The sequence below is a fragment of the Pusillimonas caeni genome (assembly GCF_003545815.1).
GTDB classification, from domain to species: Bacteria; Pseudomonadota; Gammaproteobacteria; order Burkholderiales; family Burkholderiaceae_B; genus Pusillimonas; species Pusillimonas caeni.
This window is the reverse complement of the sequence record NZ_PDUW01000015.1, coordinates 1-21,648: the sequence shown is the minus strand read 5'-3', so window position 1 is coordinate 21,648 and position 21,648 is coordinate 1. Positions and strand designations below refer to the sequence as shown.

The 21,648-nt window shown below is 65.1% G+C and carries 23 protein-coding genes; 12 read left to right on the top strand and 11 right to left on the bottom strand.

Annotated elements, in window-relative coordinates:
* Positions 1-47: 47 nt before the first annotated feature.
* From CSC67_RS20650 to CSC67_RS20640, 3 genes are read right to left on the bottom strand one after another with little or no spacing between them, the layout of a single operon-like run.
* The gene (locus tag CSC67_RS20650; RefSeq protein ID WP_118996358.1) at positions 48-179 is read right to left on the bottom strand and encodes a DUF2474 domain-containing protein; all 132 of its coding nucleotides are present in this window, start codon (positions 177-179) and stop codon (positions 48-50) included.
* Complete coding sequence (gene cydB, locus CSC67_RS20645; RefSeq protein WP_118996357.1) at positions 179-1,186, bottom strand: cytochrome d ubiquinol oxidase subunit II; 1,008 nt, start codon at positions 1,184-1,186, stop codon at positions 179-181. Before cydB ends, CSC67_RS20650 begins: the two co-directional genes overlap by 1 nt.
* A gap of 3 nt (positions 1,187-1,189) precedes the next feature.
* Positions 1,190-2,605, bottom strand: a complete 1,416-nt coding sequence (locus CSC67_RS20640) for a cytochrome ubiquinol oxidase subunit I (protein WP_118996356.1) — start codon at positions 2,603-2,605, stop codon at positions 1,190-1,192.
* A gap of 222 nt (positions 2,606-2,827) precedes the next feature.
* Between CSC67_RS20640 and CSC67_RS20635 the strand changes: the two genes are divergently transcribed.
* Genes CSC67_RS20635 through ligD form a run of 9 tightly spaced genes read left to right on the top strand, consistent with a single transcriptional unit; the run spans position 2,828 to position 12,592 of the window.
* The gene (locus tag CSC67_RS20635) at positions 2,828-3,985 is read left to right on the top strand and encodes a DUF3182 family protein (protein WP_118996355.1); all 1,158 of its coding nucleotides are present in this window, start codon (positions 2,828-2,830) and stop codon (positions 3,983-3,985) included.
* Positions 3,969-4,721 (top strand): alpha/beta hydrolase family protein, encoded by a 753-nt coding sequence (locus CSC67_RS20630; RefSeq protein ID WP_118996354.1) that lies wholly within the window; start codon positions 3,969-3,971, stop codon positions 4,719-4,721. The genes CSC67_RS20635 and CSC67_RS20630 overlap by 17 nt, the downstream gene beginning before the upstream one ends.
* 43 nt (positions 4,722-4,764) lie before the next feature.
* Positions 4,765-5,526: an endonuclease/exonuclease/phosphatase family protein gene (locus CSC67_RS20625; protein ID WP_118996353.1), complete on the top strand. Its 762-nt coding sequence runs from the start codon at positions 4,765-4,767 to the stop codon at positions 5,524-5,526.
* Positions 5,523-6,731 carry a cardiolipin synthase ClsB gene (clsB, locus tag CSC67_RS20620; RefSeq protein ID WP_118996352.1) on the top strand — a complete coding sequence of 403 codons (1,209 nt, stop codon included), beginning with the start codon at positions 5,523-5,525 and terminating at the stop codon, positions 6,729-6,731. Before CSC67_RS20625 ends, clsB begins: the two co-directional genes overlap by 4 nt.
* Complete coding sequence (locus CSC67_RS20615; protein WP_118996351.1) at positions 6,728-7,732, top strand: lysylphosphatidylglycerol synthase domain-containing protein; 1,005 nt, start codon at positions 6,728-6,730, stop codon at positions 7,730-7,732. Before clsB ends, CSC67_RS20615 begins: the two co-directional genes overlap by 4 nt.
* A gap of 39 nt (positions 7,733-7,771) precedes the next feature.
* Positions 7,772-7,954: a hypothetical protein gene (locus CSC67_RS20610; RefSeq protein ID WP_118996350.1), complete on the top strand. Its 183-nt coding sequence runs from the start codon at positions 7,772-7,774 to the stop codon at positions 7,952-7,954.
* A gap of 7 nt (positions 7,955-7,961) precedes the next feature.
* Positions 7,962-9,002 (top strand): DNA topoisomerase IB, encoded by a 1,041-nt coding sequence (locus CSC67_RS20605; protein WP_118996349.1) that lies wholly within the window; start codon positions 7,962-7,964, stop codon positions 9,000-9,002.
* 34 nt (positions 9,003-9,036) lie between these two features.
* Positions 9,037-9,975 (top strand): non-homologous end joining protein Ku, encoded by a 939-nt coding sequence (ku, locus tag CSC67_RS20600; RefSeq protein ID WP_118996348.1) that lies wholly within the window; start codon positions 9,037-9,039, stop codon positions 9,973-9,975.
* A gap of 55 nt (positions 9,976-10,030) precedes the next feature.
* Positions 10,031-12,592, top strand: a complete 2,562-nt coding sequence (ligD, locus tag CSC67_RS20595) for a DNA ligase D (RefSeq protein WP_118996347.1) — start codon at positions 10,031-10,033, stop codon at positions 12,590-12,592.
* A gap of 16 nt (positions 12,593-12,608) precedes the next feature.
* Here the strand turns inward: ligD and CSC67_RS20590 are convergent, their stop codons facing one another.
* The 6 genes from CSC67_RS20590 to cueR all read right to left on the bottom strand — a co-directional run bounded on the left by CSC67_RS20590 (position 12,609) and on the right by cueR (position 16,891).
* Positions 12,609-12,914: a hypothetical protein gene (locus CSC67_RS20590; protein WP_118996346.1), complete on the bottom strand. Its 306-nt coding sequence runs from the start codon at positions 12,912-12,914 to the stop codon at positions 12,609-12,611.
* A gap of 3 nt (positions 12,915-12,917) precedes the next feature.
* Complete coding sequence (locus CSC67_RS20585; RefSeq protein ID WP_118996345.1) at positions 12,918-13,256, bottom strand: ElaB/YgaM/YqjD family protein; 339 nt, start codon at positions 13,254-13,256, stop codon at positions 12,918-12,920.
* A 109-nt stretch (positions 13,257-13,365) separates the two neighbouring features.
* Positions 13,366-13,575: a hypothetical protein gene (locus CSC67_RS20580; RefSeq protein WP_135227486.1), complete on the bottom strand. Its 210-nt coding sequence runs from the start codon at positions 13,573-13,575 to the stop codon at positions 13,366-13,368.
* 17 nt (positions 13,576-13,592) lie between these two features.
* The gene (locus CSC67_RS20575) at positions 13,593-15,359 is read right to left on the bottom strand and encodes a thiamine pyrophosphate-requiring protein (RefSeq protein WP_118996343.1); all 1,767 of its coding nucleotides are present in this window, start codon (positions 15,357-15,359) and stop codon (positions 13,593-13,595) included.
* A 145-nt stretch (positions 15,360-15,504) separates the two neighbouring features.
* Entirely contained in the window at positions 15,505-16,482 is a 978-nt protein-coding gene (locus CSC67_RS20570) for a glutathione S-transferase family protein (RefSeq protein ID WP_118996342.1), read from the bottom strand.
* A gap of 4 nt (positions 16,483-16,486) precedes the next feature.
* Positions 16,487-16,891 carry a Cu(I)-responsive transcriptional regulator gene (gene cueR, locus CSC67_RS20565; RefSeq protein WP_118996341.1) on the bottom strand — a complete coding sequence of 135 codons (405 nt, stop codon included), beginning with the start codon at positions 16,889-16,891 and terminating at the stop codon, positions 16,487-16,489.
* 96 nt (positions 16,892-16,987) lie between these two features.
* Between cueR and CSC67_RS20560 the strand changes: the two genes are divergently transcribed.
* On the top strand, positions 16,988-17,191 hold the full coding sequence (locus CSC67_RS20560) for a heavy-metal-associated domain-containing protein (RefSeq protein WP_118996340.1): 204 nt from the start codon (positions 16,988-16,990) through the stop codon (positions 17,189-17,191).
* On the opposite strand, the gene CSC67_RS20555 is transcribed toward CSC67_RS20560, so the two are convergent.
* Complete coding sequence (locus tag CSC67_RS20555; RefSeq protein ID WP_135227485.1) at positions 17,164-19,467, bottom strand: heavy metal translocating P-type ATPase; 2,304 nt, start codon at positions 19,465-19,467, stop codon at positions 17,164-17,166. The two genes, CSC67_RS20560 and CSC67_RS20555, sit on opposite strands and share 28 nt — an antisense overlap.
* A 206-nt stretch (positions 19,468-19,673) precedes the next feature.
* Here CSC67_RS20555 and CSC67_RS20550 point away from each other — a divergent pair, with 206 nt between their 5' ends.
* On the top strand, positions 19,674-19,919 hold the full coding sequence (locus CSC67_RS20550; RefSeq protein WP_118996339.1) for a glycine zipper 2TM domain-containing protein: 246 nt from the start codon (positions 19,674-19,676) through the stop codon (positions 19,917-19,919).
* Positions 19,919-20,296 carry an EF-hand domain-containing protein gene (locus CSC67_RS20545; RefSeq protein ID WP_118996338.1) on the top strand — a complete coding sequence of 126 codons (378 nt, stop codon included), beginning with the start codon at positions 19,919-19,921 and terminating at the stop codon, positions 20,294-20,296. Before CSC67_RS20550 ends, CSC67_RS20545 begins: the two co-directional genes overlap by 1 nt.
* Before the next feature lies 1 nt (position 20,297).
* Here the strand turns inward: CSC67_RS20545 and CSC67_RS20540 are convergent, their stop codons facing one another.
* Positions 20,298-21,278, bottom strand: coding sequence for a cation diffusion facilitator family transporter (locus CSC67_RS20540; protein WP_118996337.1), 981 nt, complete (start codon positions 21,276-21,278; stop codon positions 20,298-20,300).
* Positions 21,279-21,648 lie beyond the last annotated feature (370 nt).

Genomic DNA, 21,648 nt, shown 5'->3' with positions numbered 1-21,648 from the left:
ACCCCAGTGGTAACGAAATACTTAGCCAGCAATACGCATGCCGGCGTTCAGGAACTGAAACCCGCCCAGTTCATGAACAAGCGCAACAGATAGGCCACGAGGCCCAAGGCTGCCACGCCGCCCGCCCAGAACAGCAGCAGCCACCCGATGCGGGCCGCCCATGGACGACGCTCCGGCATCAGTGATAGCCCTCGCCGTGCCGGACCTTGCCACGGAACACATAGTAGGACCACGCTGTATACATCAGTATGAACGGCACGATCAACAACGCGCCCACCAGCGCGAACCCCTGGCTTTGAGGCGGTCCCGACGCGTCCCAGATGGAGATGTCGGGCGGAATGATATTGGGCCAGATACTGATGCCCAAACCGCTGTAGCCAAGGAAAATGAGTCCCAGCGTCAGCAGGAACGGACCGGCGTGCGGCTTGCGCCCGAGCATGGCAAGCAAATAGTATGCCGCCAGAGCCACCAACACCGGCACCGGGGCGAACCAGATCAGATTGGGAAAGCTGAACCAGCGGTCGGCGATCGCCGCGTGGGCCAGCGGCGTCCAGATGCTGATGACGACGATGACGGCCAGCAGCACCAGCGTCAATGGACGCGCCAGGGCGCGCATGCGATCGTAAAGAAGGCCTTCGGTCTTGAAGATGAGCCAGGTGCATCCCAGCAGCGCATAGGCCACGATCAGGCCCAGACCGGTGAAGATCGAAAACGGCGTGATCCAGTCGAGCACACCGCCGACATAGCTTCGGTCCGCCACCGTCAGGCCGTCCATGTAGGCGCCCAGCACGACACCCTGGAAGAAAGTGGCGCAGAACGAACCGAAGATGAAGGCCTTGTCCCACCAATGCCGCTTGTCGGGCTCGGCCTTGAAGCGGAACTCGAAGGCGACGCCGCGAAAAATCAGCCCCAGCAGCATGAAGATGAGCGGCAGCATGAAGGCATGCAGTATCACCGCATAGGCCAGCGGAAAGGCCGCCAGCAAGCCTGCTCCGCCCAGCACCAGCCAGGTTTCGTTGCCGTCCCACACCGGCGCGACCGTGTTCATCATGACGTCGCGGTCGTGGGCATCGGGCATGAAGGGAAACAGTATGCCTATGCCCAGATCGAAGCCGTCCATGATCACATACATGAGGATGCCGAAAAGAATGATGATCGCCCACAGCAGCGCCAGATCGATGCCCATGTCCTATCCCCTTGCAGTGTCGTTGGAGCGCTTGCCCTCTTCGGCGGCCGACATCGGCCGGGCCGGCGTGCGCCGCTCTCCGGGGCCGCCCTCCTGGGGCTCGTGGCTTTGCGGCCCGGTGCGTATCAGCCGCAGGATATATACGATGCCCGCGCCGAACAGAATGAAGTACACGACGATGAAAAGCGCCAGCGCCAGCCCGACTTCGCCGGCGCTGTGCGGCGTGACCGCGTCGGCGGTGCGCATCAGCCCGTGGATGATCCAGGGCTGTCGTCCGATTTCAGTCGTATACCAGCCGGCCAGCAGCGCCACCAGCCCCGCTGCGCCCATGCCCAGCGCGAAGCGGTGCAGGCCTCGCTGCCGGTACAGCGTGCCCCGCCATCGCGCCCAGGCGCCCCACAAGCCCAGCGCAATCATCAGCAGGCCCAGCCCCACCATGATGCGGAAGGTCCAGAACACCACGGTGGCGTTGGGCCGGTCTTCGGGCGCGAACTCTTTCAGCCCCTTGAACTGGCCGTCCCAGCTATGGGTCAGGATGAGGCTGCCCAGGTGCGGAATATCGACCGCGAAGCGCGTGCGTTCTTCCTTCATGTCCGGCCAGCCTATGAGTGTCAGCGGCACGGCCTCGCCCGGCTTGTTCTCCCAGTGCCCTTCTATGGCGGCGATCTTGGCGGGCTGATGCTTGAGCGTGTTGAGCCCGTGGAAGTCCCCCACCACGGCCTGCAGCGGCGCGACCAGCAGCAGCATCCACATCGCCATGGAAAGCATCTTGCGCACCGCGGCGCTGTCATTGCCGCGCAGCAGATGCCATCCCGCCGAGGCGGCGACCATGAGAGCGGTGGCCAGGTACGCCGCCAGGGTCATGTGCACCAGGCGGTAGGGAAACGAGGGATTGAGGATGACGGCGACCCAGTCGACGGGCACGACCTGGTTGTTGATGATCTCGTAGCCCTGGGGGGTGTGCATCCAGCTGTTCGAGGCCAGGATCCACGTCGCGGAAATCAGCGTGCCCAACGCCACCATGACGGTGGAGAAAAAATGCAGGCCGGGGCCGACGCGCTTCCAGCCGAACAGCATCACGCCCAGGAAGCCCGCCTCGAGGAAGAAGGCGGTCAGCACCTCGTAGGCCAGCAAGGGGCCGGTGATGCTGCCCGCGAAATCGGAGAACCGGCTCCAGTTGGTGCCGAACTGATAGGCCATGACCACGCCCGACACCACTCCCATGCCGAAATTCACGGCAAACACCTTGACCCAGAAATGGTACAGATCGCGATAGACCGCGTTGGAGGTGCGCAGCCAACAGGCCTCGAGCACGGCAAGATAACTGGCCAGGCCTATGGTGATGGCCGGAAATATGATGTGGAAGGAAATCGTAAAGCCGAACTGAATGCGGGACAACATCAAGGCATCGAGATCCATTCCTGCGCTCCTGTATATCAAGGAAGAAAGCCCGGGTGCCTTCGCGCCACCGCGCGAGCGCCGGCAGGCCGCCTGCCGCCGGACTATTCCATCCATCACACTATAGCGCCGTATGGGCATCCCCGGCCAGGGCCGCGCGCCGCCTTCTGTGCAAACGTCAGGCCGGCGGGCGCCGGGCACGCTGTTTGCGCTCAGCAAGGCCCGATTTCGCAGGAGCGCTGCATGGCCGCCACCTTACGCCTTGCCGAAGCCAAGAATGGACCCCGCACCGTGGTCGCCTTTCCGCGCAGGCAAAACGCCCCGCCCCACGAGTGCGCCTCGCAAGAAGCGCTTGCCCGCAAGCTGGCGGGGCTACTGGAGCTGGATTTCGCCGCGGACTATTCGCCCCACGATCCGCCGCATGCCGGCGGCATCTACTATGTGCCCTCCCGCACCCTGGTGCGGACGGCCGCTCCGGAGCCGTTCGAGCGCTTCGTCCACGACATCCGGGGCGACGAGGATCTGTTCGGCGGCATCGTCCCCTACGACTTCGTCGCCACCAAGGCCATTACGCACGCCCTGCTCCATCCGGACTCCATGGCGCCCGAGGGGTGGAGCCATTCGTTCTCGCGAGACGCCGGGCCGGCCGTCCTGCTGGGCGCCACGGTGTTCAGCATGGCCGACGCCCGGCTGGCGGGGATCCGGCTTCTGGCGCTGGGCCCCATCCGCATCAAGCCGGTGCGGGCGAGCGGAGGCCGGGGCCAGATCCTGGCCTCGGACCGCCGCGAGTTCGAAGAGGCGCTCGCGGCCCAGGACGAAGAAGAGATCGCCCGCCACGGCCTGGTACTGGAAGAACACCTGCGGGATGTCGAAACCTACAGTGTCGGACAGGCTCGCGCAGGCGGCATGACGATATCGTATGTGGGCACGCAATCGTTGACGCCCGATAATGAAGCGCAGCTGGTCTACGGCGGATCGAGCCTGCTTTGCGCGCGAGGCGGCTATGACGAGCTTCTGGCGCTGCCGCTGGACGAGGCCCAGCGCGAGGCGGTACGCCTGGCCCGCCTTTACGACGCCGCGGCCCAGCGATGTTATCCCGGCCTGTTCGCTTCGCGCCGCAACTACGACGTCGCGCGCGGCAAAGATGCCCGCGGACGCATCAAGGCCGGCGTGCTGGAACAAAGCTGGCGCGCCGGCGGCGCCAGCTTCGCCGAAGCGTGCGCGCTGGAGGCTTTTCGCGCTTCGCCGGAGCTGAATGTGGTGCGCGCCTATACCTGCGAGCGCTACGGAGAACATTACAGCGCGCCCCGCGACGCCCAGATCGTCTATCGGGGCGACGACCCTGAAACCGGCTTCATCACCAAATTCGGTGCAATCGATTCTCATGGCGACTCTGAGTGAAAACATACTCATCCCTGTGGAGGGCCAGCACATTGCAGGCACTTTCCTGGAGCCCTCCAACAAAGTGCCGGGGGTGCTCTTCATCCATGGCTGGGGCGGCAGCCAGGATTTCGACCTGCTGCGCGCCCGCGGCCTGGCCGGCCTGGGCTGCGTCTGCCTTACCTTCGACCTGCGCGGCCACGCCGCCACGCTGGAGCAGCAGATGAAGGTCTCGCGCGAGGACAATCTGCGCGACGTCATGGCCGCCTATGATTCGCTGGCCGCCCATCCGGCCATCGACGCTTCGGCCATCGCCGTGGTGGGCAGCAGCTACGGCGGCTATCTGGCGGCCATCCTGACCAGCCTGCGTTCGGTCAAGTGGCTGGCCCTGCATGTGCCGGCCCTGTATCGGGACGATGAATGGATGCTGCCCAAGCGCCAGTTGAACCGCGAAAGCCTCACGGCCTACCGCCTGAGCACGGTGACGCCGAACGACAATCGCGCCCTGGCGGCCTGCCGGCGCTTCCGGGGAGACGTGCTGATCGTCGAGGCCGAGCATGACGATTTCGTGCCCCATTCCACCATCATGAACTATCGCGCGGCCTTCCAGGAGGCGCATTCATTGACCCATCGCATTGTCGACGAGGCCGACCATGGTTTGACCCGCAAGGAAGCCCAGCGCTCCTACACCTCCATTCTGCTCAATTGGGCCACGGAAATGGTAGTGGGCGCGCGCATGTCGCCCAGCCGGGTATGAAACTTGCATCGCACTGCGGCATACAAAGCTGATGGAGCAATGCATGCGTGAACGGTCCGGGACGCCGCGAACGGTCAAAGTATTGACTGTGAACGTACATAAGGGCTTTACGATATTCAACAGACGTTTCATTTTGCACGAACTGCGCGAAGCAATCCGCAGCACGGCACCGGACGTCATTTTCCTGCAGGAAGTCCTGGGCGAGCACCATCGCCACGCGGCCAGGCTGCACGGCTGGCCCACCACCTCGCACTACGAGTTCCTGGCCGACACCATCTGGTCGGATTTCGCCTATGGGCGCAATGCCGTCTACCCCGCCGGCCATCATGGCAACGCTGTGCTGTCCAAGTATCCGATTTCCACTTACGAGAACCACGACGTCAGCATCAATCGCCATGAAGCGCGCGGAATCCTGCACTGCGTAATCGAATCGCCCGATCGCGACCTGCGGCTGCATGCCGTATGCGTACATCTGGGCTTGCGCGAGACGCACAGGCGGCAGCAGCTAAGGCGCTTGTGCGAACTCGTCCACTCGGTGCCCGACGGCGAGCCGGCCATCGTGGCGGGCGATTTCAACGACTGGCGCCTGAAGGCCAGCGGGCACTTGCGCGACTGCGGGCTGGTGGACGTATTCGCCGCGGCCCACGGACGCCCCGTGCGCACCTTTCCAGCCCGCTGCCCCCTGCTGCAGCTCGACCGCATCTATGTGCGCAACGTGGCCAGACACCGGCCCGTGGCGATGGCCCGCAGACCCTGGAACACCCTGTCGGACCATCTCCCGCTCGTCGCGGAGATCGATGTATGAGCAGCCCCTGGCGCGAAGGCAACGAGTTCGTGTTGCTGGAGAATGGCGAGGCCTACTACCCGCGGGTCAACGAAGCCATCGATCAGGCGCGCTCTGAAGTCCTGATCGAAACCTTCATCCTGTTCGACGACAAGGTGGGCCGCGCCCTGAGGCAGAAGCTGATCGACGCCGCCGGCCGCGGCGTCCAGGTGGACATCACCGTGGACGGCTACGGTTCGGACACCCTGTCGGACGAATTCATCAAGGGGCTCACCGACTCGGGAGTACGGCTGCACGTGTTCGACCCGCGCCCGCGACTGATGGGGGTGCGCACCAATCTGTTCCGCCGCATGCACCGCAAGATCGTGGCGGTGGACGGGCGGCTCGCCTTCATAGGCGGCATCAATTTCTCGGCCGACCACCTGCCCGATTTCGGACCCATGGCCAAGCAGGACTACGCCGTGCAGGTGCGAGGCCCCCTGGCCTCGGACATGGCCAACTACGTGCGCGAGGTGCTCAAGGCGGCGCGGGTGGCCCGGCGGCCCTGGCGGCGGGTGCCCAAGCTTGCGCCGCCCAAGGGCGACGCAAGCGGCCGCCTGATCGTGCGCGACAACGACGCCAATCCCACGTCCATAGAAAGCGCCTACCGCGTCGCGATCCGGGGCGCCCACCACGACATCCTGATCGCCAATGCCTACTTTTTCCCGGGCTATAGATTGCTGCGCGACCTGGTCAATGCAGCGCGGCGCGGGGTGCGCGTGCGCCTGATCCTGCAGGGCGAGCCCGACATGAAAGTCGCCCAGATGGCGGCGGAGATGCTTTACGACTATCTGGAGTCGGCCGGCATCCAGATCTACGAGTACTGCGACCGGCCCCTCCATGGCAAGGTCGCCTGCATCGATCAGCGCTGGGCCACGGTGGGATCCAGCAACCTGGACCCCTTCAGCCTGGCGCTCAACCTCGAAGCCAATGTCGTGATCCATGATCGGGAATTCAACCAGACCCTGCGCGACAATCTCGAGCGTCTCATGGAGAACCACTGCCGCCGCATTGCGAGGCAGCAGACCCGCAAGAGCTGGCTGCGCCGCCCCTGGGTCAGCGTGCTCGTATTTCACTTCCTGCGCCGCTTCCCCGCCTGGGCGGGCAGCCTGCCGGCGCACAAGCCCCGCCTCGAATCTCTGGGCGCCGACGCCATCGTCGAAACCGGAAGCCAGGAGTCCGCATGAACAGCCGTTTTTTGCAAGCAAGGGCCAGCGGCATACCCTGGGGCTGGATCACCCGCATTCTCACCGGCCTGATGGTGGCGGCCGCCGTGGTGCTGCTGTTCAATCTGGCGCGCAAGCTGGACTGGATGCAGGTGCTGCGCTCGGCGGGCGAGATCGGCACGCCGACCATCGCGGCGGCGATGGGCATCGCGGTGCTTGGCCATCTGGTCTATACGACCTTCGACCTGCTGGCCAAGCGCTATGCCCCGACGCCTTTGCGCGCATGGCAGGTCATGGGAATCGCTGCGATCAGCTATGCCATGAACCTCAACCTGGGCGTGCTGGTCGGCGGCGTGGCGGTCCGCCTGCGGCTGTACCACCAGTTGGGTGTGCGCGCCTCGACGGCCGGACGCGTCGTGGCGTTCGCCACCCTGACCAACTGGATAGGCTACGGCTGGCTGGCCGGCGCCTTGTTCATGGCCGACGCCATGCCGCTGCCGGGCGCATGGGACGTCGGCCGTACAGTGATCCAGCTCACGGGCCTGGCCATGGTGGCGGGCGTGGTGGTGTATCTGGGCCTGTGCGCTTTTTCACGCCGCCGTGTATGGACAGTGCGCGGCCAGCGCTTCGAACTGCCGCCGGTGGGGCAGGCGTTCGCGCAATGCGGATTGGCGGCGGTGTCCTGGATCTTGATGGGCGGCGTCATCTACATATTGCTGGGCGGGGAAATCGCTTATGCGTCCGTGCTGGGCATACTGCTTTTCTGCAGCATTGCGGCCCTCATCGCCCACATCCCCGGCGGGCTGGGCGTGAACGAAGCGATTTTCGTGGGCGCCCTCTCGGGCACCCTGCCGGCCCACCAAGTGCTTGCCGCGGTACTGATGTACCGCATTCTGTACTGCGTCGTGCCTCTGACGCTGGCCGTGCCCGCCTACCTGCTGATCGAAGCCCGCCTGCGGGGCAGGAAAAATGCAGGGTCCGAGGGCGGCAAGAAGGAGCGTCCGGACGCGGAAAAGCGGTAGCAGCACATACATGACCCAACCGTTATCAAGGAGATCGACATGGCGACACGCGAACAACGACCCGACCAGGGAGTCCAGGACGACGACACCCGCCGTGAAGAGCAGAAAAGCCACGGCACCCAGCAGAACCGCAGCAAGAAGGAAGGACACACGAGCCAGATCGGCTCGGGGCAGGACCAGCAAAGCAGCCGCACCCGCGGCAAGAGCGGCAACCAGCCGTAAGGCCGCCATGCAGCCCGTGCCGGCGTCGCTGCGCGACAACGCGCCGCGGCTGCATTATTCGAGCGATCTTCAGCCCGGGATCAGCCGCAAGCGCTCGGGACGCGGATTCCGCTACTGCCATCCGGACGGGCGGCCTGTAACCGATAAAAAACTGCTCGCGCGCATCAAGGCGCTGGCCATTCCGCCCGCCTATACCGAAGTATGGATCAGCCCCAGCGCCGAGGGACACCTGCAAGCGACCGGTCGCGACGCCAAGGGCCGAAAGCAGTATCGCTATCACGACCTGTGGCAGGCGCAGCGTCGCCTCAGCAACTATGGCCAGCTGAGCCAGTTCGCGCAAGCGCTGCCGCGCATACGCAGACGGGTGGCGCGCGATATGGCGGCGCGGAACTTGAACCGGGACAAAGTGGCCGCCCTGGTGGTTCAACTGCTGGAAACCACCTTGATACGCATCGGCAGCCGCGAATATGCGCGGCGCAACAAAAGCTATGGCCTCACCACGCTGAAATCCCGCCATGCGACGCTCGCGCACGGCGGCGTGCGTTTCCGCTTCCGCGGCAAAAGCGGCGTGATGCACGATGTGGCGGTCAACGATCGCCGCATCGCACGCGCCGTGCGGCGCTGCATGGAGCTTCCCGGCCAGGAGCTGTTCCAGTATCTTGACTCGGAAGGCGAAGCCCACGGCCTGGACTCGAATACCGTGAACGCCTATCTGAAGCAGGCCAGCGGCGCCGACTTCACCGCCAAAGACTATCGCACCTGGGCGGGCTCGCTCAAGGCCTTCACGGCCCTGCAGCGCCATGCCGAGGCGGGGACGCCCGATCGCGCCACCGTGGTCAGGGTGGTCAAGGAAGTGGCGCGGGCTTTGAACAATACCCCGGCGGTCTGCCGCGCATGCTACATACACCCGGCCATCATCGAAGCCTATATGGCGGGGAAACTGCCCGATAAAGAAGCCTGCAGCACTCCACGGGGCCTGCGCGCGGACGAGCGCCGTCTGCTCGCCTTCCTGAGCCGGTGTGAAACAATCGGGAACACGGATTGCTGAAACAGGCTGCACTATACTGCTGGAGGTCCGGATCATGGCTCGTGTCATCTGGAAAGGCGCCATTACTTTCGGCTTGGTTCATGTCCCCATCGTGTTGCATCCGGCCACGCGCGTGACGCGCCTGGATTTCGACTGGATAGACAAGCGCGACAACTCTCCCGTAGGCTACCAGCGCATCAACAAGCGCACCGGCAAGCCGATCGAAGCCGAGAACATCGTCAAAGGCTACGAGTATGAAAAAGGCGACTACGTCTTTTTGAACGACGACGACTTCAAGCGCGCCAACACCGCCGCGACCCAGTCGATAGACGTGCTGAGCTTCGTGCAGGCCTCTGAAGTCCCCCTTTATTACTTCGACACCCCCTACTACCTGGCGCCCGACAAGCGGGGCGACAAAGGCTATGTGCTGTTCCGCGAAGTGCTGCGCAAGAGCGGCCTGCTGGCCCTGGCCTCGGTCGTGCTGCATTCCAAGCAGTATCTGGCCGCCATGCTTCCCCTGGACGACGTCCTGATGCTGGTCACCATGCGCTACGCGGACGAAATCCGCGACGCCGGAGAACTGGACATTCCCCAGGGAAAGGACAGCGCGCCCAGCGCGCGCGAGATGCAGATGGCCTCGCGCCTGCTCGAGGACATGACCCAGCCCTGGGATCCGGAACAATACCGGGACGAATACCGCGACGATCTCATGGCCACCATCGAAGAAAAGATCGCCTCGGGAAGAACCCACTCTCTGGAGGAAGCCGAAGAAGCGCCGCGCCGCAAATCGGGCAAGGTGATCGACCTCATGTCCATGCTGCAGCGCAGCATAGAAGAGCGCGGCGGCGGGTCGGACAAGGCCGCTTCCGGACCGGCAAAAAAAACACCCTCAGCGCGCAAGACTTCCAAGACGGCCGCCAAGAAACGCGCGCCGGCCAAGAAGGCCGCGGCAAAGAAATCCACATCCGCGGGAACGCGGCGCAAGACGGCTTGACCTGACTTTCTCTCCCGCAACGTGAAATGGCTTAATGTCAGCAAGGTGATCCCAATTGAAAACCCGGCTGGAAACCTATCGTCAGAAGCGCGATTTTCGCGTTACCCATGAGCCCCAGGGACGACGTTCGTCGAAGTCGTCCCGACACGCCCTGCGCTACGTCATACAGCGGCACCAGGCACGGCGTCTGCACTACGACTTTCGCCTGGAGATCGACGGCGTGCTGGTGAGCTGGGCCGTGCCCAAAGGCCCATCGCTGGACCCTTCGGTCAAGCGCCTGGCCGTCCATGTCGAAGACCATCCGCTGGAATATGGCGACTTCGAGGGCGAGATTCCGGTCGGCCAGTACGGCGCCGGCCACGTGGACATCTGGGACAGCGGAAGTTGGACGCCTTCTTCCGATCCGGCGCGGGGGCTGGCAGACGGCCACCTGAAATTCGAGCTCGACGGAGGCCTGAAAGGCGAATGGGTGTTGCTGCGCACCGGCAAAGAGGACACGCAATGGCTTTTGCGCAAGCTGGACGACGAGTATGCGCGGCCCGGCCATGACGCCGAACAGGACGGCGAACCGCGCGACGGCGTCGCGGCGGCGATGCCGGAGAGCCATGCGAAGCCCATCGCCCCGGCGAAGGCGAAGGCGCGCAGGACGCGCGCGCCCAAGTCGCAGCGCGAGCTGCCCGCTACGCTGTCGGCCCAGTTGGCCACGCTGGTCGACCGCCCTCCCACAGGCCCGGGCTGGTCGTATGAAGTCAAGTACGATGGCTACCGCATCCTGTGCCGCCTCGAAGGCAAGACGGTGAAGCTGGTCAGCCGCAACGGCAACGAATGGAATGCGCGCATGAAAGGCCTGGCGCGTAGCCTGGGCCAACTGGGGCTGGGAGACGGCTGGATAGACGGCGAAGTCGTCTGCTTCGACGAGCAGGGCATCAGCCGCTTCCAGGCGCTGCAGCAGGCGCTGGACGGCGCGTCGAACGATCTGGTCTTCGTCGCCTTCGACCTGCCCTTCTGGAACGGGACCGACCTGCGCCCTCTTCCCTTGTCGGAGCGCCAGCAGCGCCTGGAAGAACTGCTCGAGCAAGTGCCGGCGGACAGCCCCATCATGTTCACCCAGAAGCTGGACATCTCCAGCGACACCGAGGGCGCGAGCGCCTGGACCGAAGCCTGCCGCCTGAGCCTCGAGGGCCTGATCTGCAAGAAGAAGGACGCCGCCTACACCGAAGGGCGAAGCACCACCTGGCTGAAGCTCAAGTGCAGGCCCCAGCAGGAATTCGTGGTGGGAGGCTATACCGAACCTTCGGGCGCGCGCTCGCATCTGGGGGCGCTGCTGGTGGGCCTGCGCGACGGCAAAAAACTGAACTACGCGGGCCGGGTGGGCACGGGGTTCACGCAGGCCACGCTCAAGGACCTGCACGAGCGGCTGCAAAAGCTGCATCGCAAGACCAGCCCGTTTGCCACCGCCACCGAGGGACGGGGCCGCTATGGCCGGAGCAGCGGAGCCGTCCAATGGGTCAGCCCCAAGCTGGTTGCCGAAGTGGACTACGCCGGATGGACCGAAGACGGGCTGCTGCGCCAGGCCGCCTTCCGGGGCCTGCGCGAGGATAAACCTCCGTCGGCCGTCACAGGCGAACAGGCAACGACGCCCGAGGCGCTCGAAGCGGATATGGCGGACGAAGCGGACGGCCGCCGCAAACGCCGGACGCGGGGCGACACGGACAGGCCTGCCGGTAAGAAAACACGAAAAGGCCCCGTCGTGGTCGGCGGCGTCACCGTCACCCATCCGGAACGCATCATCTACACCAAGCCGAACTTCAGCAAAAAGGCGTTGATCGAATACTACGATTCGGTCGCCGAACTGATGCTGCCCCATTTGCTGAAACGGCGAGTAGCGTTATTGCGCTGCCCGCAGGGCACCAACGCCACATGTTTTTTTCAGAAGCACCTGCGCAGCGAAGCGCCCGCGGGCATCATGCTGGACGGCGAACAGGTGGTCGTGGAAAACGCCCGGGGCCTGCTCGAGCTGGCGCAGTTCGGCGTCATCGAGTTCCATACCTGGGGCTCCTCCCTGCCCCGGCCCGAGCGGCCCGACCGCATCACGCTCGATCTGGATCCCGACCCGGACATTCCATGGGCCGATATCGTGGTTGCCGCGCGCCTGGTCCAGCGCCTGATGGAAGAGGCCGGCCTGGTCCCCTACCTGAAAACCACCGGCGGCAAAGGCTTGCATCTGGTGGCTCCCATCAAGGCGGCGCACTCCTGGGACACGGTCAAGGGCTTTTCGCGCGCGATGGCCGCCTATCTGGCGCGGGAGGCTCCCGCGCAATTCACGGCCAGCGTCTCGAAGGCGCGCCGCAAGGGGCTGATCTTTGTCGACTACCTGCGCAACGGCAACGGCGCCACCGCCATCGCCGCATTTTCGGCGCGGGCGCGCCAGGGCGCGCCCGTGTCCATGCCGTTGGCGTGGGACGAACTGGACTCGCGGCACGACCTGCGTGCCGCGCAGTTCAACATTACCAACGCCTTGCACCACCGCCGCGAACAGGGCGGCGACCCCTGGCACGACTATGCGTCGAACCGCAAGGCCCTGCGCCTGGGGTTTCAGAAAGAACTGCAGGCCTGACTCGACCTGACCGCTCTTACTTCTTGCGTCCCCCGGCCCGATCGGCGTCGTCCTTCATGCCGCCCGGGTCACGCACGTCTTCGTCCGAAATACCCGGAGGCAGAAGATTCCAATCGGCGCCCGCGCGGTTGGGATCCGCGGGGTGGTTGCCGACCGTCCGCTGCTGCTTGGGCTGCCGCCCCGCTTCGTGACTGTCCGGCTTGCTCAGCTCATCGGGCTTTTGCGCGGACTTGCCGGAGCGCCTGGCGCCCTTTTCGTCGTCCCGCCCGCCGGCCGCGTAGCGTTCGGTTTCCGAATCTTTCCGCCCTGTGTTAGGCGCCATGGATCACCTCCGCATGTGGTCGGAAGACAGGCATTTGCCCAACAGCAAGCCGATCACCCCGGCGATGCACACGGCCTTCCATGCGTGCTCGTGCACACACTCGTCGGTGGCCTGCGACACGGCGTGATAGCTCTCTTTGAGCGTATGCCGGTAATTGCCGGCTTCCAGACGCGCCAATTCGAGCTGATTCTTCAAGCGGCCGCGCGCGGCCTCGATTTCCGCCCCGCTGTAGCTGGCTGTGGAACGCAGCAGTTCTTCCGCACTGCTGATCAGATCTTTGAAGCTGGAAGAAACGTCCTCGCGTTTTGCATCGGCGTCGTTTCGTGCTGGATTCTGGGCCATATCCACTCCTTTTCGCTATGACTATATGAATCGGACGCCCTTCGCGGGGCGCCCACCAGGGAAGAACGTGGAGCAAACGCTGTGCCGGGCGCTTTGATCCTGCCCGGACTCAGTCCGACTCCGCCGGCGGCCGGTCGACGCCCGGCGTCTGCTGCGGGTCGACGCCCGGCATCAGGTCGGGAATGGCGTCCGGCGGCACACGCTTGGGTTGCGCCTCGTCCTTACCTGGCGCGCCGCCCGGCGTCGCCGGCGTGTTCTTTTCCCGATCCTGGCCGGGGCGCTTGGCCCCGCCGTGTGTCTGTATAGATGATGCTTGCATGAGATTCCCCTCTTTGCTCATCGGCCGGCCCACCATTGTTTCAAGGTGGATCTCAAGACGGCGGTGCGCTCGTCGTCCTTGCTCAGCGCTTCGAAATAAGCGCGCGCCTGCTTCCATGGAATGTGCGGCGGCAGGGGCGGCACGTTGGGATCGACCACCGCTTCGAGCACGGTGGGCCGATCCGCGCTCAAGGCGTCCTCCCAGGCGGGCGCGATGCCTTCGGGCCGATCCACGCGCACGCCATGCAGACCCAGCATGCGCCCGTAGTCGGCATAGGGAAATGGCGGCAGCCGCTGGGTCACGTCCACGCGCGGGTCGCCCGCGGCGCGCTGCTCCCACGTGACTTCGTTGAGATCGCCGTTGTTCAGCACCATGACGACCAGGGTCGGATTCTGCCAATCACGCCAGCGGTTGGCGATGGTGATCAATTCGTTCAGGCCGTTCATCTGCATGGCGCCATCGCCGACCAAAGCAAGCACCGGCCTGCCGGGACTGGCCAGCTTCGCCGCCAGCGCATAGGGCACGCCGCAGCCCATGGTGGCCAGGCCGCCGGACAGCGAGGCCTGCATGCCGGGGCGCAGCTTGATGTCGCGCGCATACCAGTTGGCCGCCGTGCCGGAATCGCAGGTGATGATGCTGTCGTCCGGCAGGCGCGGGGACAGTTCCCAGAACACGCGCTGCGGATTGATCGGCTTGGCCTCGACCATGGCGCGGGCCTCCATCTTGCGCCACCATTCCGCGACCTGCTCTTCGACCTTGCTGCGCCATGACGAGTCGCCGCTCGGCTCGAGAAAAGGGACCAGGGCCTGCAGAGTCTGCTTGGCGTCGCCCACGAGCCCGACTTCGACCGGATAGCGGAGATTGAGCATGCTGCCGTCCCGGTCTATCTGCACCGCCCTGGCCTGCCCTTCGGGCGGCAAGAACTCCGAGTACGGAAAGGAAGTTCCCACCATCAACAGCGTGTCGCAGCCGTTCATCAGCTCCCAGCTGGGCTGGGTGCCCAGCATGCCGATGGAGCCCGTCACATAAGGCAAGGTATCGTCCAGCGCCGGCTTTCCCAGCAGCGCCTTGGCCACGCCCGCGCCTAGCGTATCGGCGACCTGCCGCAACTCTTCCTCGGCGCCCAGGGCGCCCGCGCCCACCAGCATGGCGACGCGCTTGCCCTTGTTGAGGACCTCCGCGGCGTTGCGCAGCGCATGCGCATCGGGCACGTTGGCGTGATGGGTATAGCCGATGCCGGTATGGGTGACGCCATGCTCGCGCGGCGGCGCTTCCACGGCCGGCAGGACCTGCACGTCGTTGGGCAGGATGACGCAGGTCACGGTGCGCCGCTCCATGGCAATGCGCAGTGCGCGATCGATCAGATGACGCACCTGCGTGGGGGTGCTCGCCGTATGGACGAAGTCGCGCGCCACATCCTTGAACAGGCTGTGCAGGTCGACCTCCTGCTGATAGTTGGTGCCCAGAGCGCTGCGGGCTTGCTGCCCCACGATGGCCACCACCGGCTGATGATCCATCCTGGCGTCGTACAGGCCATTGGCGAGATGGATGGCGCCCGGCCCCGACGTGGCCGCGCACACGCCCACTTGGCCGGTAAATTTGGCATGGGCGCAGGCCATCAGGGCGGCTGCCTCTTCGTGCCGGGTCTGGATGAACTCCAGAGTGGAGGCGCCGCGGCCGAAAGCCGCCATCAGGCCGTTGATGCCGTCGCCCGGATAGCCGAACACGCGCTTGATGCCCCACTGGCCCAGGCGCTTGACGATAAAGTCCGATACGTTTTCCATTTTCCGCTTTCCTGCTTGCTTGCAAGCAGGAAAGGCAGCAACCCCCATGCCCGTCGGGCATGGTTTCGGAAGGCTTCAAGTCATGTGGCGGCCGCCCCTTGTCCGGCGAGCCGACCGTCTCGAGACGATGCGAGTCACTGCACGTTCAGACGAGTTCGCGCTGATGCGGCGCGGAGAAGTCCATGACGGGCCCGGCGGGAACGATGCCGGTCGGATTGATCTGCGTGTGGCTGCGGTAGTAGTGGTTTTTGATGTGCTGCATGTCCACGGTGGCGGCGACGCCCGGATATTGGTACAGTTCGCGCGTGAATCCCCACAGGCCGGGAAAATCCACCAGGCGCTTCAGGTTGCACTTGAAGTGGCCGTAGTACACCGGGTCGAATCGCAACAGGGTCGTGAACAGCCGCCAGTCGGCCTCGGTCAGTGCGGCCCCCGTCAGGTAGCGCTGCTTGAGCAGGCGGCGCTCCATTCTGTCGAGCGCCTGGAACAGCTCGTGAACCGCCTGCTCGTAGGCCTCTTGCGAGGTGGCGAAGCCGGCGCGGTAGACGCCGTTGTTGATGTTGGCATAGACGTCGGCATTGACCTCGTCTATCTGCGCGCGCAATTCGGCCGGATAGTAATCGCCGGCGGCTGCGCCCACGCCGTCGAACGCGCTGTTGAGCATGCGGATGATTTCGGACGACTCGTTGTTGACGATGGTGCGCCGCTGCTTGTCCCACAGTACCGGCACCGTGACGCGCCCCGTGTACGCGGGCTGCGCCAGCGTATACAGCTGATGCATATAGCTGGCATGGTTGACATGGTCGGGCACCACGCCTTCGTCGGGCTCGAAGGTCCAGCCGTGAAGCGCCATCAACGGATTGACCACCGACACGCTTATCATGGAATCCAATTGCTTGATCGCGCGGAATATCAATGCGCGATGGGCCCAGGGACAGGCCAGCGAGACATAAAGATGGTAACGCTGCGGCTCGGCCGCAAAGCCGCCTTCGCCCGAAGGGCCCGGCGCGCCGTCCGGCGTGATCCAGTTGCGGAATTGCGCCTCGCTGCGCACGAAGCGCCCGCCCGTGCTTTTCGTGTCGTACCACTGGTCGGTCCATTGACCGTCTATCAGCAAACCCATGCATTCACCTTTCGCTGGTTCCGAAGCTGGAAAGCTCCTCGAGTATCGGACAATCGGGGCGGTCGTCGCCATGGCAGCAGTCTGCCAGAACCTGAAGCTGGTCGCGAATGGACTGCAGCTTGGCGATGTCCTGGTCGAGCTCGCCGATGTACTGGCGCGCCAGGCGATTGACGTCCTGGCTCTTGCGGCCTTTGTCCTTCCAGAGGCCGACCAGCATGCGGATGCGCTCGAGCGAAAACCCGAGGTCGCGCGCGCGCCGGATGAACCTCAGCGTCTGGACGTCGACCTCGCCGTACTGGCGATATCCGGCCGACGAGCGCTCGGCGGCCGGCATCAGGCCCACGCTCTCGTAGTAGCGTATCATCTTCGCCGTCACGCCCGAGGCCTCGGCGGCCTGGCCAATATTCATGTCGCTATCCTCCGGTGCCGCCGTTTCGGCCCTGGCTTGACCTTACCACGGCGGCAAGGTTTAAAGTGAATGTCCCTTCTTTTTCGGAGAACAGACATGCTCGAATTTCGCGTCCAGGACATGACCTGCAATCATTGCGCCGGCGCCATCACCAAGGCCGTCAAGCAGGTTGCTCCCCAGGCTTCCGTCGAGGTCGACCTCGATCAGCACCGGGTGCGGGTGCAGGGCGAGGCCGACGGCGACGCGGTCAAGGCCGCCATCGCGGACGCCGGCTATACGCCCGAACCGGCCGGCAACTGAAACCCCCGCAGGCGCAAGGCGTTGCCCAGTACGAAGACGCTGGACAGCGCCATGGCGCCCGCCGCAAATACGGGCGACATCAGCACGCCCATCACCGGGTACAGCACGCCCGCCGCCACAGGAATCAGCGCCGTGTTGTAGGCGAAGGCCCAGAACAGGTTCTGGCGTATGTTGCGCAGCGTGGCGCGCGACAGCGCCAGGGCGCCGGGCACGCCCGTCAGGTCTCCCGACATCAGCACCACGTCGGCCGCCTCCATGGCGACGTCGGTTCCCGTGCCCACCGCGACACCCACATCGGCCGCCGCCAGGGCGGGCGCATCGTTGATGCCATCGCCCACGAAAGCCAGCGCGCCATGCTGCTCGCGCAGCCGCTCCACCTCGCTGACCTTGCCCTCGGGCATCACCTCGGCCACGACTTCATCGATGCCCAGCTGGCGTGCGATGGCCTGCGCGGTACGACGATCGTCGCCCGTAATCATGGCCACCTTCAGGCCCAGGTCGTGCAGGGCAGCAATGGCCTGCGCCGTAGTGGGCTTGATGGGGTCGGCCACCGCCAGCATGGCGGCCAGGCGGCCGTCGATGGCGGCATAGATGGGCGTCTTGCCTTCGTCCGCCAAACGCCGGGCGTCATCGCCGAACCGTTGCGGCTCGATGCCCAACTTGCGCATGTAGCGGTCGGCGCCGATCTCGATGCGCCTGCCGCCGGCCACGCCCCATACGCCCGACCCCGTGTCCGCCTGGAACTGCTCGACGTCCGGAAGAGCCAGCGCCTCCGCCTGGGCCGCGGCCACCAGCGCCTGGGCGATGGGATGCTCGGAATGCCCTTCGACCGCGGCGATGTGGGCCAGCACGTCGGCGCGCTCCCAGCCGTCGGCCACGATGAGATCGGTCAGCGCGGGTTTGCCCAGGGTCAGGGTGCCGGTCTTGTCGAAAGCCACCACCCGGGTTTCGGCGAATTGCTGCAAGGCCTCGCCGCGGCGAAAGAAAATGCCCATCTGGGCGCCCCGCCCCATGCCGACCATGATGGAAGTGGGCGTGGCCAGGCCCATGGCGCACGGGCAGGCGACGATCAGCACTGCCACGCCGTTGACCAGGGCGAAGGTAAGCGCGGGCGACGGGCCCCAAAAGAACCAGACCGCGCAAGTCAGGATGGCCACGGCAATGACCGCCGGCACGAACCACATGGTGATGCGGTCGACCAATGCCTGGATGGGCAGCTTGGCGGCCTGGGCGTGCTCGACCATGGCGATGATGCGGGCCAGCACCGTCTCGGCGCCCACCTGGGTGGCCCGGTAGGTGAGCGAACCCGACTGGTTCACTGTTCCACCCACCACCGCGTCGCCCTCGCGCTTGCGCACAGGGTCCGGCTCGCCGGTAATCATCGATTCGTCGACGAAGCTTTCACCGGACACGACCTCGCCGTCCACGGCCAGCCTTTCGCCCGGCCGCGCCAGCAGCGTATCTCCCGCCACGACCTGGTCGATGGGCAGCTCGGCGTAAGCGCCGTCGCGCTGCACGCGCGCCGTGCGCGGCTGCAGGGTCATGAGCCGCTTGATGGCTTCGGACGTCCGCCCCTTGGCGCGCGCCTCGAGATATCGTCCCAGCAGGATCAAGGTGGCGATGACGGCGGCCGCCTCGAAGTACACATGGACGGTGCCAGGGGGCAGCAGGCCCGGCAGGAAGGTGGCCACTACGGAATAAATGTAGGCGGCGCCCGCGCCGACCGCCACCAGTGAATTCATGTCGGGCGCGCCGCGCAGCAGCGCCGGTATGCCGCGCAGGAAGAAACGCCGTCCCGGCCCCGCCAGCACCAGCGTGGTCAGTACGAACTGCAGGCGCCAGCTGAACTCCACCCCGATGGTGTCCATGATGAAGTGGTGCACCGGCACGAAAAAGTGCGAGCCCATCTCCAGCAGGAAAACCGGCAGGGTCAGGACGAAGGCGATGATGAGCGCCCGGCGCAGTTCGGCGCTTTCGGCCCGCTGCCGCTCGGCCAGCTCGTCCTGCGCGGCGGTGTCGGCCCGCGCCTGGCGAGCCTCGTAGCCGGCCTTGCCGACCGCCTGGATGGCCGCCTGCACGTCGGGCGCCTGTTCAAAATACACCTGGGCCTTCTGTGTGGCCAGGTTCACACTGGCGTCCGCCACGCCGGGCACGGCCTTGAGGGCGCGCTCGACGCGCCCCACGCACGAGGCGCAAGTCATGCCCTCGACGTCGAAGGTGACCGGCTTTACGGGCTGCTGTGTGGGCGCGGATGCGCCTGAAAAATTGGCATTCATGGCTGGACGGCACATAGGCCTCTGGTTTTTACGATAGGACCACTGTAAACCTTGCCATCGTGTCAAGGTCAAGTGTCGCAAATGGCAGACGCTTTGCTCGCCGCAGACGCTTACAAGAAGATATTTTTTGATTCTTGTGAAGCTTTTCGTATATAAACTCAAGGCAAAATCGGCAGCCCGCCATCCCTTCATAAAGAGACGAAACCATGAGAAGAACGACCCTGATACTGGCCCTGGCCGGCCTGGGCGCGCTGGCCGCATGCCAGACGCCCTCGCATTCGCACGGCGGTTCCGGCAATTCCGAATTCAACTGCATTGCCGGCACCGTGGGCGGCGCCGTCATCGGCGGCCTGTTGGGCAGCACCATCGGCGGCGGACGCGGACGCACCGCCGCCACGGCCGTGGGCATTGGCGCGGGCGGCTATCTCGGAAACCGGATGGGGTGCAAATAATGAGACACGTCACGATCAAACCCATCGCCGCCATGGCATTCGCGCTGGCCCTGCTTGGCACCGGCTACGCCCAGACCCGGCCCGCGGCCCAGGTCGAACTCACGCCCGAGCATTTCTCCCAGCTCGATCGCAACAAGAGCGGGGGCATCAGCAAGGACGAATACGAACAGTTCATGCGCGAATCCTTCCAGAAGCTGGACACTGACGGCGACAAGCGCCTGAGCAAGGCCGAAGCCGGCGTCGTCATGACGCCGCAGCAGTTCGCCGCGGTCGACAAGAATGGCGACGGCGAAGTCACGCTGGACGAGTTCATCGAACACGTCATGCGCGACTTCGACCGCCACGACTACGACAAGGACGGCGTGCTGCAGCCCTGATTCAGCAGCAGGCGGCGCGGTCGCCGGGCAGGTCGGCGCAGGGGCTTTCCTCCACCTGTATGGTGGCATGCTCGATGCCGAAGCGCTCGGCCAGCCGGGCGCGCACCGCACCGATCACCGCCTGCGCCGCCGCGCCTTCGCGAGGCACCACATGCAGCGTCAAGAGGTGGGCATCGGCGGTGATGGACCAGACGTGGATGTGATGGACGTCGTGCACCACGGACACGTGGCGCTCCAGGTCGTCCTTGATCTCCGGGATGCTGACGCCGGGCGGCGTGCCTTCCAGAAGAATGTGGCCGGCGGAACGCACCACCCCCCAGGCGCTTTTCAGGATGATGACCGCCACCAGCACGGACAGAATCGGGTCGATCGGCGTCCATCCCGTCCCGAGTATGACCAGGGCCGCGACGATGGCGGCTACTGAACCCAGCAGGTCGCCCACGATGTGCAGCATGGCGCTGCGCAGATTGAGATTGTCCTGGCTGCCCCGGAACAGGACGAAGAACGCGGCGATGTTGGCGGCCAGGCCCGCCACCGCGACGGCCAGCATGGGGCCGCCCAATATCGGCCCGGGCTCGAACCAGCGGCGCGCGGCCTCGATCACGATCCAGACGGCGATGGCGAACAAAGCCAGGCCGTTGACGAAGGCCGCCAGGATCTCGACGCGACGAAAGCCATAGGACAATTGCTCGGTGGCGGCCCGCTTGCCGATGCGTATGGCCAGCCAGCTGAACGCCAGGGCGGCGGCATCGCTGGCCATATGGCCGGCATCGGCCAGCAGCGCCAGCGAACCGGACCAGATCCCGCCGGCGATCTCGACGACCATGAAGACGGCGATGATGATGAAGGCCCGCATCAGGCGCCGTTCGTCGGTGACGCCGTGCGCATGTCCTCCCGGGCCGTGATGGTGGTGGGCGTGGCCATGCCCGCCGTGATCGTGATCATGTGAATGATCGTGGTCGTGGTGCTTCGAATTGCTCATGTAACGGTCGCTGTCTTGGATACCGGGTTCGATGCCGCCGGCAATGGGTTCTTATGTCAGTTGTACCCTATGAACCGCCCGAAAGATAGCCGGCGCTGCTGATAGCCGACACGGTCTCGGACGCGAACCGGTGCGGAGTCTTGTGTGGTGCTTTACTCGGCGTGGTGCCTTTAACTGATGTGGCGCCTTTTTTGTGTAATGAGATGGTCAGCCCGCCCCTCGGCGAGGGCGGGTACGCTGTAGGGGGATTTCCCCCTGGAGATAAGGAGACCATCATGGCGACGATCAAGCTGATAGGCATTGACCTGGGTAAGCGCTGTTTTCATCTTCACGGTCAAGATGAGAGCGGCCGGCAAGTACTGCGCAAGAA